This window comes from Moraxella equi, assembly GCF_002027555.1.
Taxonomy (GTDB): domain Bacteria; phylum Pseudomonadota; class Gammaproteobacteria; order Pseudomonadales; family Moraxellaceae; genus Moraxella; species Moraxella equi.
The window spans coordinates 18,219-33,051 of record NZ_MXAP01000010.1; the positions used below are offsets into that span (position 1 = coordinate 18,219).

Genomic DNA, 14,833 nt, shown 5'->3' on the forward strand with positions numbered 1-14,833 from the left:
CATTAAAATTGTTATGATAAAATGGGCGAGTCAGATCAAAGAGCATTCGCCCAACATCAAGGTTTTTTAAAAGGGCAAATGTGATTTGCCCTACAAACCCCTTTAAAACATCATCAGCCCCTTATTTTGCTCGCCCCACATCGCCCATCAGGTTATCAGGCAACGGCAAAATCTCCCCAATCTCTACTACATGCTCAGGCGAGCCGATGACGAGTGCGTCAAAGCCGTCATCATGCACCACGCCATTGACGATTTGCACTTTGCCGACCTTGTCGCCGTCTTGGACAGGCTTAGGCAGTCGCACACGGTGTAAGTAGGCTTTTGGACTTGCCTTAAAGTAGAGCCGTGCGATAATCTCCTGTCCTAGATAGCACCCCTTATCATAATCCACGCCCCCACGCTGGTGCAGGCGTAACTCTTGGGGTTGGAACAGCCCCGCTGTGGCTTGGGTTATCCACACATTGCCCGTCTCAATGCTCGCTTTCGCCCATACTCCAAAGTCGGCAAGGTTTTCATCATTATCAAAAGTCGGCACGCCATTTGCCACGATAGGATAAATGGGCGTGGGGGCGGACTGGCTAAATTTAGAAAACGCCCCGTATTTTTTGATATGGACGGTAAGATTATCCATGCAGTCCGCCGACGTGATGAGTACAAAGGTCTCATCATCGGTGCGAGATACCCACAACCCAAAGGCAACACGCCCTTTTAGGTCGCTAATGGCACAGGGCAAAAAATCATGGGTGAGTTTATCAACATTGACAGTTAATTGACCTTGTAAAAATTTGGCGGTGTCTTTGCCGTTTAGGGTGATTTGTGAAAATTGGCTCATGGTGCTCTCGGTTGTTATTTATCATTTGTCATTTTCATTTCAATAAGGGGGCTTGGCTTTATTTTCAAGCCAAAATGTATCAAAAATGATATAATGCTTTTATTTTAGGTAAAATCTATGACTTATCCTGCCTGCCCCAAATGCGATGAAACCTACACCTATGCCGATGGCGACCTGCTCATCTGCCCCATGTGTACCCACGAGTGGTCAGCCGATGGCGATACGGACGACACGCCCGTCATCAAGGATGCGGTGGGCAATGTGTTAAATGATGGCGACAGCGTAACGGTCATCAAGGACTTGAAGGTCAAAGGCTCGTCCACACCTATCAAGGTTGGCACAAAAGTCAAATCCATTCGCCTGATTCATGATGCCCCTGATGACCATGACATTGATTGTAAGATTGACGGCTTTGGGGCAATAAAACTAAAATCCAGCGTGGTTAAAAAGGCGTGATGAAAGGATAAAAAGGGCGAGAATATGCCCTTTTTTGATGGTTAAAAAACCGCCAATTTCTTGACGGTTTTTATCGGTTTATTCCCACTCAATCGTGGCAGGCGGTTTGCTACTGACATCATAGACAACACGAGAGACATCGGCAATCTCATTCATGATACGCGTTGAGATTTTATCCACAAGCTCATAGGGCAAATGGGCAAAACGAGCGGTCATAAAGTCCACCGTCTCCACCGCACGCAGAGAAATCACCCACGCATAACGGCGTGCGTCCCCCACCACGCCCACCGATTTGACAGGGCAAAACACAGCAAAGGCTTGGGCGGTCTTGTCATACCAGCCAGACGCACGAAGCTCCTGCATAAAAATATCGTCCGCCACTCGCAAAATGTCAGCATATTCTTTTTTAATCTCGCCCAAAATCCGCACGCCAAGACCCGGGCCGGGGAAAGGGTGTCTGTAAATCATCTCATGGGGCAAGCCAAGCGTTGTGCCAAGTTTACGCACTTCATCTTTGAACAAATCACGCAGTGGCTCAACGAGTTCAAAGTGCAAATCATCAGGCAGACCACCGACATTGTGGTGCGATTTGATGACGTGAGCCTTGCCGTTTTTGGTTTTGGCAGACTCGATGACATCAGGGTAAATCGTGCCTTGTGCCAAAAACTTCACGCCGTCCAATTTGCGAGCTTCTTCGGAGAATACTTCAATAAACTCTCGTCCGATGATTTTGCGTTTAATCTCTGGGTCGGTCGCTCCCGCCAGTGCGTCCAAAAAGCGATTCTCAGCGTCTGCCCGAATCACCCGAATGCCCATGTTATCGGCAAACATTTTCATGACTTGGTCGCCTTCGTTTAGGCGAAGTAGCCCATTATCCACAAACACGCAGGTTAATTGGTCGCCAATGGCTTTGTGAAGTAGTGCCGCCACCACCGAGCTGTCCACACCGCCTGATAAGCCAAGTAACACCTGCTCATCGCCAATTTGCTCTTTTAACTGTGCCACACGCATTTCAATGATGTTCTGGGGGTTCCACAGATTGCCACAACCACAAATACCATGCACGAAGTTGCTAATCACTTCCACGCCTTTGGCGGTGTGGGTTACTTCTGGATGAAACTGCACGCCATAGAGCTGACGGCTTTCATCGCTGGCGGACGCAAAGGCACAGCTTGGCGTGCTTGATGTTGCGGTAAAGCCGTCTGGCAGGCTTGCCACTTTGTCGCCATGGCTCATCCACACTTGGATTTGGGCGTTATCGTCTTTTAAGCCGTTTAGTAGTTTGTCGTCCACCGCTACGTCAATTTGGGCGTAGCCAAACTCCTTGACCGCCCCTGCCACCACCGAACCACCAAGCTGGGCGGACATGGTTTGAAAGCCGTAACAAATACCAAGCACAGGCACGCCAAGCTCAAAGACGATTTGGGGCGCTCGTGGCGAGCCTTCTTCGTACACGCTTTCAGGCCCGCCTGATAGGATAATGCCTTTGGGGTTAAAGGCTTTGATGTCGTCATCGCTCATGTCAAAGGGGTGCATCTCAGAGTACACGCCTGCTTCACGCACACGGCGAGCGATGAGCTGGCTGTATTGCGAGCCAAAATCTAGGATTAGGATACGGTCGGAGGTGATGTTGGTCATGGATATTCCTACAGGTCAAATGATAAAGGTGCTATTATACCAAAACTAAGCCGACAAAATCGCCACTTCTTTGACATAACTTTCAAAATCCGCCACGCTCTCCGACAAAAGCTCATCATCGCCCAAGTGCTTGGCGTATTCTATCCACAAAAGTAGCTGATAAATGCTGTTGTATTCTGCCTTTTTAAATTGCTTGACAAACTGCTTTATTGTACCCTCATCGCTTAGGTTCAAGCGATTAAACCACGTCTCAATCTTGGTGCATTGCTCGGGCGTAAACACAATCTCAAACAACGCCCCCGTCAAAACATGGCGGTCTTCTTCAATGATGAGCTTACCCACCCGTTTGATTTGGCGGTTTTTGGCGGCGTGACTGTCAATCTCGGTCAAATGCTTTAATTCGTCCAAAAAATACTCACTCACTGGCAAATTGGCAAGTTGTTTTTTGGAGAGTTTGGCAAGCGGTTCGGACAATTCTTGTAAACGTTCGTGGGCTTTTTTGATTTCGGTGCGAGACACTCTCATGTCTTGTTTTGACCAGTCGATATTCATAGATTTCTCTTTTTAAATTTAATATTAAAATACGCCCAACCAACTTGATATTTACCACGGGTTTGTAGGAGTGTGCTGAGCACACCCTTTGATGATATTACTATACAAGGCGTGCTCAGCACACACCTACGTCCACACATCATTGTATTTGTAGTAATTTTAAAGTTTCTTGGGTGTATGTTTTGTAAAAAGTTGGGATAAATTGCTATTTTTTAATAACAGGGCGAATAAATTTCCCCTACATTTGCAAATTTTAAAATATTTTTATTTAAAATATACAAATTTTTAATATAAATCAATTCAATTTATTCGCCAATTCATACGTTATTTTTAACATTACCAATAGCGTTTTTCACGGTGTTTAATAATAACAGGCATATTATCAGGCAACTGATTTTTTAATAACTCGCCCACCTTTTGGGTAATATATACAGAGCGGTGTTTACCGCCCGTGCAACCAATAGCAACGGTTACCAAATAACGGTTATTATTTGAAAAATTAGGGAGCCATTTTATCAAAAACTTGCCAATATCATCCGCCATATTATCCACTTCTGGATAATTGCCAAAAAAGTCTTTTACATCATCATCAAGCCCTGTTTGCGGACGCAAATTTTCTTGCCAATGCGGATTGGGCAATATCCTCACATCAATAACAAAATCAGCGTCAATGGGTGTGCCATGTTTAAACCCAAAGGACAACACATTGACCGACACCACATTATCCACACCGATATGTTGGCGGACTTTTTCTTTGAGTTCGTGAATATTGAGCGTGCTGGTGTCAATCTTAATATCGGCATTGGTTGCAATCGGCTTTAACAGTTCAATCTCTTGGGCTAGGGCGTTGGGCAAGTTATTGGCGATTGGCATGAGTGGGTGAACTCGCCGTGTCGCCCCAAAACGTGCCACCAGTACGCTCTCTTGGGCGGTAACGTATAGGATTTTAACCGCTTCATGGTACTTGTCGGTCAAGCTCTGATATACGCTTTCAAAGGCGGATAGGTCGGCTTTTGGCGTTCTGACATCAATGCCCAACGCCACTTTTTTGACATCATTGCCAATCAAATCATCCACCGCCTGCCCCACAAGCGACAAGGGCAGATTGTCAATGACATAAAAACCAAAATCTTCTAAAATATTTAGAACAGATGTTTTGCCAGAGCCTGACCGTCCTGATACGATGATGATTTGGGTGTTTGACATTTATTTTCCTTATAATAATTTAAACAGATTTCTTAAAAACTCCGCATTTAAAGAAAACCGTTCGTGGTGAGCTTGTCGAACCATGAAAAGGTTTTCTTTCACCCTTCGACTTAGCTCAGGGCGAACGGAAAACCAGTTTTACAGGAAATCCGATAAATCAATTTCTATATTATCCAAAAGCCGTGCCTTACCAACATATACCGCTGTTAATACCACCAATTTTTTATCAGTACCTTTAACAGGCTCTAATTTATCATTATAAAGCTCCAAATAATCCACGTTTAATCCCATGTTGGTTAATTCATCGTGGTATTTTTGGATAATGGTTGGATACTCGTTTATATCCGATTTTATCACATCGGCTTTAATCTTTTGCAAGGTTTTTTGGATAATGGGGGCGGTAGTTAATTCATCATCATTTAAATAACCATTTCGTGATGACAATGCCAAACCGTCTTTATTACGGACAATCTCGCCACCGATGATTTTTATGCCAAAATTTATCTCGTCATTGAGCCTACGGATAATCGCTAATTGCTGATAATCTTTTTTGCCAAACACCGCCACATCAGGGCGGACAATGTTAAACAATTTGCCCACCACCAAGCCCACACCGTCAAAATGCGTGGGGCGAGATTTGCCACATAGCATCTTGCTAATCTCGCCAGAGAGCACCTGCACATGGGGCGGATAAGTCGGATACATCTCATCAATACTCGGGGCGAATACCATGTCCGCTTGTACACTTTGCAATTTTTCGCAATCCGCATCAAGCGTGCGTGGATAGCTGTCAAAATCTTCGCCTACCCCAAACTGCGTGGGATTGACAAAAATACTCACCACGACAACATCGGCATGGGCTTTGGCAATATTGACAAGCGACAAATGCCCGTCATGCAAATTCCCCATGGTCGGCACAAAACCAATGGTTTTGCCGTCTTTGCGGTGCTTGTTTAGGGCGGTTTGTAAGTCGTTGATATGATGAAAGATTTTCATTATTTATCCGTCATTAGTGAAAAGTATGCTCAACACTAGGGAAAGTTTTGTTTTTGACCGCTTGATGAAAATAAACAAACGCCCCCAAAATATCGCCTGTCTCGTTGCCGTCATCTTTTAAAAAGTCTTTGACAAATTTGGCTACCTTTTGGGTATAAACGCCAAGCATGTCATGCATGACCAACACTTGCCCATCCGTGTCCACGCCCGCCCCAATGCCGATGACAGGCACGGCAAACCGCTCGGTAACGGCTTTGGCAAGTTTGGCAGGCACGCATTCTAGCACAATCATGCTCGCCCCTGCGTTTACCAAAACTTCACAGTTTCTTAATAATTTGTCGGCTTGTGTGTCCGTTTTGCCCTGCACCTTATAACCGCCAAGCACATTGACCGATTGGGGCGTTAATCCCAAATGCACGCACACAGGCACGCCATTATCCGTCAAGACCTTGACCGTGTCGGCAAGCTCGCTACCACCTTCAATCTTAACCATGTTCGCCCCTGCTTGCATGACCGCACGGCTACTTGCAATCGCATCAGACAACGTGGCATAGCTCATAAAGGGCAAGTCGGTCATAATCAAGGCGTGGCGGTTGGCACGGACAACATTGGCGGTGTGATACACCATGTCGGCAACGGTAACAGGCAACGTGGACGCCTGCCCCTGCACCACCATACCAAGACTGTCACCCACCAAAATCACGTCAATGCCCGCCTGTGCCATAAGATAAGCAAAACTGGCATCATAGCAGGTCAGGCAAGAGAATTTTTCGCCTTGCTTTTTGTATTTGGCAAGCGTGGATAGGGTTATGGGGGCGGTGTGGGTTAGGTAGGTCATTCATCTTCCTAATTCATTGTGTACAAACAGTTTGATAAACAACATTTTTGCCAATCATGGCACTATGTTTATTTAGTTTGAATCATTTGTCAATTTGGTTAATCCATCCATCTCATAAGCCAATGCCAAATCACAGATAGCCTGCCCGTTTATCATCAATTTATCATTTAACTCCAAAAGTGGCACAAGCACAAAATTTCGCTCAAAAATCCCACCGTGTGGCACGGTCAATCTGTCATTATGGATAACTTCATCGCCATAGAGCAAAATATCCACATCAAGCGACCGCTCGCCCCACCGCCGTAAGCGCACACGCCCTGCCCCCTGCTCTAAGTCTTGACAAAAATCAAGTAGACTCATGGCATCAAGGCCTGTCTTGGCGGACAACACCGCATTGACAAAATCAGGCTGGTCGGTAACACCAAACGGCTTGGATACATATAAAGACGACAGCACCACATCACAAAACCGCTCATCAGCGTCAAACGTATCACGCACCGCCAAAATGTGGCTGGTCGGGTCGCCAAGCTCGTTGGCGATATTGCCACCTAGTCCCAGATAGATTTGTACCTTATCAGTCATCGTGTTTGGCTCGTGGCTTGGCATTGGATTTTTTGCGTTTTTTGGGTTTTGGCGTGTCCGTATCTTGGGCGGTTTCTTGTGGCTCTGCTTTTTGTCTTGTCCGCTGTCGTCCTGTTGTTTGGCGTTTACTCGCCTGCGTTTTGGGCTTGGCAGAGCTTGGCACAGATGGTCGTAAGTCACTCTCGGTCAGCCCCTGCTCACGCTCTTTGATAGAGAGTGTTGATGACGGCTGACGTTTGCGATAACGCACCGATGGAATATAAGGCTCGTCATTGTCCAGCAGTTTGGCAAAATCACTCTCGCTGTACGTGCGACGCTCAAAGGTCGGCACATCCACCTGCCGTGCTCTTGGTGTGGGGCGAGTACTCTTGGGTGTATTGGCATTATCCACCACCAGTAGCGGTTGTGGCACATCATCCGCCTTGTCATCATCACGCCCTGAGAGCTGTTGTAGTTGTAGAAGTTCGGCATCTTTGTCAATATCAATGCCTGTATCTACCCCACGTCGTCTGCGAGTGCGAGTCACACCACCCCCCAATGCACTTAGCATTTGGCTTTGACTGGTCGCATCGACCGCCAAATAACGTTGCCACCACACCCCCATGCCATTGGTCGGCTCAGACAGCGGACTGTCATCATAACTCTCACGCATGATAAGAAAATCAAGCCCCGCCCGAAATTTACCCTGCGAGCTTAGCCTGTCCACGTCTTTGGGTTTGGGGCTGACGAGCTTGGGTTGCATGAACCAAATATCGCTGATAAAATCTTCGGCAAATTTAGGAATGGCGGTCTTGATACGCTGAGCATCAAACACCTTGCGAGACGCTTTTATTTGGGCTTCGTGAAAGGGCAGACCTTTTTTCTTAAACTTTGCCAAAGCATGCAAATAATTCTCCCACAACAGCACCGCATAAAAAAACGCAGGGTTGGCGGTTTTGCCTGACGCAATCCGCTCATCGGTGTTTTTGGCAACTTGCAGGGCAAGGCGAGTGGGCTTGGGCTGAGCGTAGGTCATCAAACTGCTCATCGCCCCGTATTGATACAGCAGGGGCAACAGCGGAGCCAGATAACCGCCCGTGAACATCTTTTGGGTCTCATCATAAAGCCGATGAGCCGAGACCTGCTCCAAAAGCGTCCAGCTTGTGTCATTAAACTGTTTGGCTAGGGCTTTGTCAAATTCAAAACCCAGTTTTGCCTTAAACCGCAAGGCACGAAGCAGGCGGACAGGATCTTCTTCCACACGCACTTTGGCATCACCAAGTAGGCGTAATGTCCCGTTTTTGATGTCATCAACCGCCCCACAAAAATCGAGCACTTCACCCTTAATCGGCTGATAATACAAGGCGTTAATGGAAAAATCACGACGGGCAAAATCCTGCTCTATCGTCCCCCACACATTATCACGGGTAATCATGCCGTCATCGGTGGTGTGCGTGTCGTCCTTAGGCGGAGCCCGAAAGGTCGCCACTTCAATAAGTTCACGCCCCGAATAGACGTGAGCGAGCTGAAACCGCTTGCCAATGATACGGCAACGCCCGCCAAAAATCGCCTTAATCTCATGGGGGCGAGCGTTGGTAACAGCATCAAAATCCTTAGGAGTAAGCCCCAAAAGGCTATCACGCACGCCGCCGCCCACGATATAGGCGTCAAAACCTGCTTTGTTAAGTGTGCTAATGACTTCCACGATACTGTGCGGTAAAGTGCGTTTGTCAAGCCCCAATTTCTGTGCCGACAGCACGGTCGCTGATGATTTGGGGGTTTTGTGTTTGGTTGGTTTTTTTTGCATAAGGTGTTTAGACTGCTTTTTTGATGTTTGGTCAATGGCGTGCTTTGCCATTGGTTTGTCTGTTTGGCGGTGTTTGGGCTGTTTAGACCGCTTGACTTTTTTGGTTTTCTTGGGTTTTTTGGGGCTAGCATGGGACTGCCCGAGTTTTGCGTCCGCTTTTGTCTTTGCCATGACTTGTGTCACTCATTTTTTACTGGGGCGTGTTAAATTTTGATAACATTTATTTGAATTTATGAAAATTTACACTTTTAAATTGTTATTACATGAAAATGGCTATCCCACCACTTGCATTTAAAAGATTAAAAGATAGGTAAAATCTTGCATATTTACCTAATTACACCCAACCAACTTGATATTTACCACAGATTTGTAAGAGTGTGCTGAACACACCCTTTGATGGTATTACTGTACAAGGCATGCTCAGCACGCCCCTACATCTACAAATCATTATGTTGGTAATAATTTTAAAGTTTATTGGTTATAAGCGGTCGGATTGTTTTTCATAATAAAAACTTGCTTGATAGAATGACCATCAAACACCCTTTAACAACCACCCATCATAAGCTTCATTGTACCTTGTTTTTGCCAAAAAAGCTAATGCACCGTGAGTCTGTGACGGTTTTTTTCTAAGGTTTTGGCCCCAATGCCCTTAACCTTTGTCAAATCGTCCACACGCTCAAATCGCCCAAATCCCTCACGATAATCCACAATCGCCTGAGCGGTCTTTGCCCCCACGCCATTTAAGGTTGCAAGTTCACCCATGCTGGCGGTGTTGATATTAACCCGCTCGCTCATCGCTTTTTGGGCGGATTGTTTGGCGATAAAGGCTTGATACGCCTGTTTGGGATCGGCGTAGCATTGGTGGGCGTGGACGTGGACGTGGACATAAGATGATAAAGCCAATGCCAACCCCACCGTCCAACGCTTTAATTTACAGCTTTTCATTTGTGCTATTTTCATGAGCTTTTGCCATGTCCCAATATTTATCCATCTCCGCCAAATCGCTCTGTTCAAAGATTTTGCCTTGTTCCATCAGCGATTTTTCTACAAAGGCAAAGCGTCTTTTAAATTTGGCATTGGTGTTTTGTAATGCCATTTCAGCATCCACACCCACATGACGAGCTAAGTTGGATAGGACAAACAGCACATCGCCAAGCTCGCCTGCGATTTTGTCTTTTTGAGCTTCATCCAATTTATCTGTTTTATATTTAAACTCAGGCGTGGGCAATTCTGCGTGTAATTCGCCAAGCTCTTCTTGGAGCTTATCCAAAACACCACCCAAATCTTGCCAATCAAAACCGACTTTACCCGCTTGTTTTTGCAAATTTTGGGCGGTCATGAGTGCCGTGCCTGCCTTGACATCGGACAATAGGCGTTTTGGGCGGTCTTTATTTTCAATCTCTTTAATCTCATCCCAACGGCGTTTGACATCTTCGTCTGTTTTTAGATTTTCTTTGTCAAACACATGGGGGTGTCTGCGAATGAGTTTTTCTTGCAAAGCATAAATCACGTCCGCCATGTCAAACCGCCCCTGCTCGGCATACAGATGAGCATGAAAGACGATTTGCAAAAGCATATCGCCAAGCTCGCCTTTGATGTCATCGGTGGCAAGAGGGCTTTTGTCGTCATTACTAATGGCTTCTACAAGTTCAAAAACTTCTTCTATGGCGTATTTTTGTAGGCTGTCGTTGGTTTGTTTTTTATCCCACGGGCAATCGGTGCGAAGGCGTGCCATGAGTGCCAAAAGGTCAGAAAATTGGTTGGTTGGAGTCATGATTATTATCCAAAAATAAACCCCATTATACTAGATAACAGGGTCTATCACATCTATTTTATGCAAACTACTGAGCCAAATCTTCAAACAAGGCGGTGGACAAATAACGCTCGCCCGATGACGGAATGACCACCACGATGAGCTTGCCGGCATTCTCAGGACGGCTTGCCACTTGCAGAGCTGACCAGACTGCCGCCCCTGCACTGATGCCCACGAGCAGACCTTCTTTTTCTGCCATTTGACGAGCCGTGGCAAAGGCGGACTCGGTGGTAACCGTGATGACTTCATCATAAATCTTAGTATTTAAAATGCTTGGCACAAAACCAGGGGCAAGCCCTTGCAATTTATGAGCCCCCTTCTCACCACCGCTAAACACAGGCGAATCAGATGGCTCTACCGCCACGATTTGTACGCTGTCCTTTTTGGCTTTTAACACTTCGCCCACGCCTGTAATCGTACCGCCCGTGCCAATCCCTGCCACCACGATGTCCACTTGCCCGTCTGTGTCATTCCAGATTTCTAGGGCGGTAGTTTCACGGTGGATTTTTGGGTTGGCTAGGTTGTCAAATTGGCGTGGCATAAAATAGCCGTCTTGACTGGCAAGCTCGTTCGCCTTGGCAATCGCCCCGCCCATACCCTCTGATGCAGGGGTTAATACAAGCTCTGCCCCATAGGCACGCAGCAGAGTACGGCGTTCTAAGCTCATGCTCTCAGGCATGGTGATGACAAGTTTATAGCCTTTGGACGCACACACCATGGCAAGCCCAATGCCCGTGTTGCCCGATGTCGCTTCCACGATGGTGGTGTTTTTGTTGATAAGCCCGTCTTTTTCGGCTTCGTTTATCATGGATAGGGCAATGCGGTCTTTGACCGAGCTTGCGGGGTTAAAATACTCTAACTTTGCCACGACACGAGCGGGCAAACCTTCACTTAGGCGGTTTAATTCCACTAGGGGTGTGTTGCCGATAAGGTCGGTGATGTTTTTGGCAATGTTCATAAAATTTCCCTTGTTAAAGGTTGTCGGTTTAAAATGTTACACGGTTATCATACCAAATTTTTATGAAAATTTATAGGTAAAAAATGTTAAGCCTTATTCTATTTTAGCATTTAAATAATTTCACAATATCCACGGCTAAATCATGATAAAATTAAGCTGTTTCATGTTCATATTTAGGATAATTTATGACCGCTTTTAACCCCATCACCATCTCTTGCTTTAAAGCCTATGACGTACGTGGCGAGCTTGATGTCAATCTCGACAACGCCATCGCCTACCGTATCGGACGAGCCTTCGCTCAATATCTCAATGACGGCAAAGAAAACCCTGTCATCGTGGTCGGCTCGGACATTCGCCCGTCTAGTGAGAGCCTAAAACAATCCGCCATTGACGGCATCACGGACGCTGGTGTGGACGTGATTGATTTGGGCATGGTTGGCACCGAAGAAGTGTATTTTGCCACAAGCCATTACAACGCCATCGGTGGCATTGAAGTTACCGCAAGCCACAACCCCATCAACTACAATGGCTTAAAAATGGTGCGTGAAAACTCTCGCCCCATCAGTGGCGATACGGGCTTGGCGGACATTCGTGCCATTGCTGAGCGTGGCGAATTTGTGGTGGCGGACAAAGGCAAAGTTACCCTCAACACCGACAAAACCGCTTATATTGATAAGCTCATGAGCTTTACCGATACCACCAAATTTACTCCCAAAAAAATCGTGGTAAACAGTGGCAACGGCTCGGCAGGTCCTGTGGTTGATGAACTACAAAAACGTCTTGGTGATAACATTGAGCTTATCAAAGTTCATCACACCCCAGACGGCTCATTCCCCAACGGTATCCCCAACCCCATGATTATCGCCAACCAAAAAGCGACATCAGACGCGGTCATCACTCATGGGGCGGATTTCGGGTTGGCGTTTGATGGCGATTTTGACAGATGTTTTTTGTTTGATGAAAAGGGACAATTTATCGAAGGCTCGTATATCGTGGGCATGCTTGCCGAAGTGTTTTTGAAAAAACATCAAGGCGAGAGCATCGTCTATGATCCCCGAGTGATTTATAACACCGAGAATGTCATCGCCCAAAATGGCGGTACACCTGCCATCAGTAAATCAGGACATTCGTTCATCAAGCAAGTCATGCGTGAGACGGGGGCGATTTATGGTGGGGAGATGTCGGCTCATCATTATTTTCGTGATTTTGCCTATTGTGATAGTGGCATGATTGTGTGGCTACTGGTGATTGAGCTTCTGTCAGTAACGGGCAAAACCCTATCCGAGCTGGTAAACGGCTACATCAATCATTTCCCCAGTTCGGGTGAGCTAAATTTTCGCTTAGGGCAAAAAACCGCCAGCGAGATTGGCGAGCTTTTGGAACAAAAATACCACGCATTAAATCCCACCAAAAACACCCTAGACGGATTAAGCCTAGATTTTGGCAGTTGGCGGTTTAATCTACGTTCATCCAATACCGAGCCACTCATTCGCCTAAACATAGAAACCAAAGGCGATAAAGCACTCCTAAAAACCAAAACTGATGAAATTTTGGCGGTACTAGATGAATGCAGTGCGGTGAGTGCTGACCATTAAGCTTCAAGCCAAAAAGAGCTGATAAAAAAACAGGGTAGTGATTGCTACCCTGTTTTTTGAACATGGTTGAATCTTTGGGAATCAAGAATCAACTCCATAGACAAAAAGAAAACAACATTCCATTCTTCCTGCTTTTTAGCTTAATTGATTTATCCATAAAACCAACTGTATTGACACATCTTGGATAGCCAGTATCATTATAGCCATTTGCCTTTGTCTTAATTTTTGGTATGATGGGATAAATAGGTATGTTCGACATCCCATCTTGACACTCACATCATCAACTACTTTAATAAAGTTAAATTTGCTGACTAGGTAGTATGCCATGGCGGAGGTCATGTCAAACTGAGAGTCTTCTTTAAGGTAGTTTGAAACCTCACCTAATTTAAAACCTTACGCTCTATTTTCTGCCAACATATATCCAGCTCTTGCCAACAGAGCGTGATAAAACACATCTTTCATCGTTGCTTGCATAAATAACTCCTGTTACCTTAACTAAAAAATTGAATAAGAATGACAGTCATTCTATTCTAAACTTAATGGGTTGTAAATAGGGATTTGTGGATTTCTTGCACATCAATACCTTCTATTTGTTTTGGTGTGGGAGGGTCATATGCACCTGTCGCTAAATTACCACTGCCAGCACCCCACATCCACAATGCTCCATCATCTTTAATACCTATTACCCAAAAGTCTGTCATCGCCACCTTCTTAGGCTCTATGATAATCTCTAAGGGTTGTTCTAATGGGGCGTCAGGCATATTTGCCTTAGGATATTTATCATTACAAGCAGTCAAGGCAACAGATAGACATAAAAAAGAGCGGACAAGGCTCTGATGGGGAGGGGATGATAAAAAATGTCTTTCATTGAAGCTTTCATAAAAAATCCTTATAACCAAAAGTAAAAAAGAATGAGACTTGATTATATGCTGATTTTAGTGGGTTGTAAATAGGGATTTTTGCAAGACCAAAACGGTATTCTTGTCTGCCCACCGTCCTTTCTTTGATATTTCCCTATTACCAGTTTTGCCATCGTAGTTTCCACCCCAAGTCCACATCCAACCTTGATTATCAATATAGCTTGAGGCACATATTGACTAATATGGACACCGTCAGCAATTTTTGTAGGTTTCCGATAAGACATAGAACCCATACCGCTTGGAAAGCAGTAAGGGTAATTAATGTATACCCCCAAATGCCCAAAGGATCATCATTCCCAACAGTTGAAAGCTGCGAATGGTTCAGGGATTGGCAAGGTATAATAAATAGCTTCTTTAGCAGCAGAGTGGCTGGTATTGGCTTTATAGTTATTACACCCCCCTAACACCCTACATCATCAACACGCTTTCTAACAACTCCTGTATGCGTTAAAACAATCCTATAAGACAACTCATCAGACACCGAACAATACTTAATATGTCCAAAATGACCACATGGACTGGCACTGACCCCAAAGTACTTAATATAATGCCTAGATGCTGACACTCTCATGTCAATTCTGCCATGTTTTAAATTAAGCCCATACTCTTTAATCAACTCACCATCATCAAGACGGGCATTACCATCTATACCAACCGAACT

General features: G+C 45.5%; 14 protein-coding genes and 1 pseudogene. 2 read left to right on the forward strand and 13 right to left on the reverse strand.

Going from position 1 to position 14,833, the window contains the following annotated elements:
• Positions 1-121: 121 nt before the first annotated feature.
• Positions 122-832 (reverse strand): CAF17-like 4Fe-4S cluster assembly/insertion protein YgfZ, encoded by a 711-nt coding sequence (gene ygfZ, locus B5J93_RS00805; protein WP_079323974.1) that lies wholly within the window; start codon positions 830-832, stop codon positions 122-124.
• Between the two features lie 117 nt (positions 833-949).
• On the opposite strand from ygfZ, the gene B5J93_RS00810 reads away from it, so the two are divergent.
• A complete protein-coding gene (locus tag B5J93_RS00810; protein ID WP_079323975.1) occupies positions 950-1,288 on the forward strand; it encodes a zinc ribbon domain-containing protein YjdM in 339 nt (112 codons plus the stop codon).
• Positions 1,289-1,366: 78 nt separating this feature from the next.
• On the opposite strand, the gene guaA is transcribed toward B5J93_RS00810, so the two are convergent.
• The 10 genes from guaA to cysK form a co-directional block, all read right to left on the reverse strand.
• Positions 1,367-2,926: a glutamine-hydrolyzing GMP synthase gene (gene guaA / locus B5J93_RS00815; RefSeq protein ID WP_079323976.1), complete on the reverse strand. Its 1,560-nt coding sequence runs from the start codon at positions 2,924-2,926 to the stop codon at positions 1,367-1,369.
• Between the two features lie 45 nt (positions 2,927-2,971).
• Complete coding sequence (yjgA, locus tag B5J93_RS00820; protein WP_079323977.1) at positions 2,972-3,478, reverse strand: ribosome biogenesis factor YjgA; 507 nt, start codon at positions 3,476-3,478, stop codon at positions 2,972-2,974.
• Positions 3,479-3,814: 336 nt separating this feature from the next.
• The gene (gene rapZ, locus B5J93_RS00825) at positions 3,815-4,684 is read right to left on the reverse strand and encodes an RNase adapter RapZ (RefSeq protein WP_079323978.1); all 870 of its coding nucleotides are present in this window, start codon (positions 4,682-4,684) and stop codon (positions 3,815-3,817) included.
• A gap of 138 nt (positions 4,685-4,822) precedes the next feature.
• Positions 4,823-5,680 (reverse strand): pantoate--beta-alanine ligase, encoded by an 858-nt coding sequence (gene panC, locus B5J93_RS00830; RefSeq protein ID WP_079323979.1) that lies wholly within the window; start codon positions 5,678-5,680, stop codon positions 4,823-4,825.
• 13 nt (positions 5,681-5,693) lie between these two features.
• On the reverse strand, positions 5,694-6,518 hold the full coding sequence (gene panB / locus B5J93_RS00835; protein ID WP_079323980.1) for a 3-methyl-2-oxobutanoate hydroxymethyltransferase: 825 nt from the start codon (positions 6,516-6,518) through the stop codon (positions 5,694-5,696).
• A 72-nt stretch (positions 6,519-6,590) separates the two neighbouring features.
• A complete protein-coding gene (folK, locus tag B5J93_RS00840) occupies positions 6,591-7,100 on the reverse strand; it encodes a 2-amino-4-hydroxy-6-hydroxymethyldihydropteridine diphosphokinase (RefSeq protein WP_211278837.1) in 510 nt (169 codons plus the stop codon).
• Positions 7,093-8,886 (reverse strand): polynucleotide adenylyltransferase PcnB, encoded by a 1,794-nt coding sequence (gene pcnB / locus B5J93_RS00845; RefSeq protein ID WP_079323989.1) that lies wholly within the window; start codon positions 8,884-8,886, stop codon positions 7,093-7,095. The genes folK and pcnB overlap by 8 nt, the downstream gene beginning before the upstream one ends.
• 594 nt (positions 8,887-9,480) lie before the next feature.
• A complete protein-coding gene (locus B5J93_RS00850; RefSeq protein WP_228144823.1) occupies positions 9,481-9,846 on the reverse strand; it encodes a ComEA family DNA-binding protein in 366 nt (121 codons plus the stop codon).
• Positions 9,818-10,660 carry a nucleoside triphosphate pyrophosphohydrolase gene (gene mazG / locus B5J93_RS00855; RefSeq protein WP_079323983.1) on the reverse strand — a complete coding sequence of 281 codons (843 nt, stop codon included), beginning with the start codon at positions 10,658-10,660 and terminating at the stop codon, positions 9,818-9,820. The genes B5J93_RS00850 and mazG overlap by 29 nt, the downstream gene beginning before the upstream one ends.
• A 67-nt stretch (positions 10,661-10,727) precedes the next feature.
• The gene (cysK, locus tag B5J93_RS00860; protein WP_079323984.1) at positions 10,728-11,657 is read right to left on the reverse strand and encodes a cysteine synthase A; all 930 of its coding nucleotides are present in this window, start codon (positions 11,655-11,657) and stop codon (positions 10,728-10,730) included.
• A 185-nt stretch (positions 11,658-11,842) separates the two neighbouring features.
• Here cysK and B5J93_RS00865 point away from each other — a divergent pair, with 185 nt between their 5' ends.
• Complete coding sequence (locus tag B5J93_RS00865) at positions 11,843-13,252, forward strand: phosphohexomutase domain-containing protein (RefSeq protein ID WP_079323985.1); 1,410 nt, start codon at positions 11,843-11,845, stop codon at positions 13,250-13,252.
• 536 nt (positions 13,253-13,788) lie between these two features.
• Here the strand turns inward: B5J93_RS00865 and B5J93_RS00875 are convergent.
• Entirely contained in the window at positions 13,789-14,013 is a 225-nt protein-coding gene (locus B5J93_RS00875; RefSeq protein ID WP_079323987.1) for a hypothetical protein, read from the reverse strand.
• Positions 14,014-14,572: 559 nt separating this feature from the next.
• Positions 14,573-14,833, reverse strand: a pseudogene (locus tag B5J93_RS13405) (hypothetical protein); the annotation flags it as partial.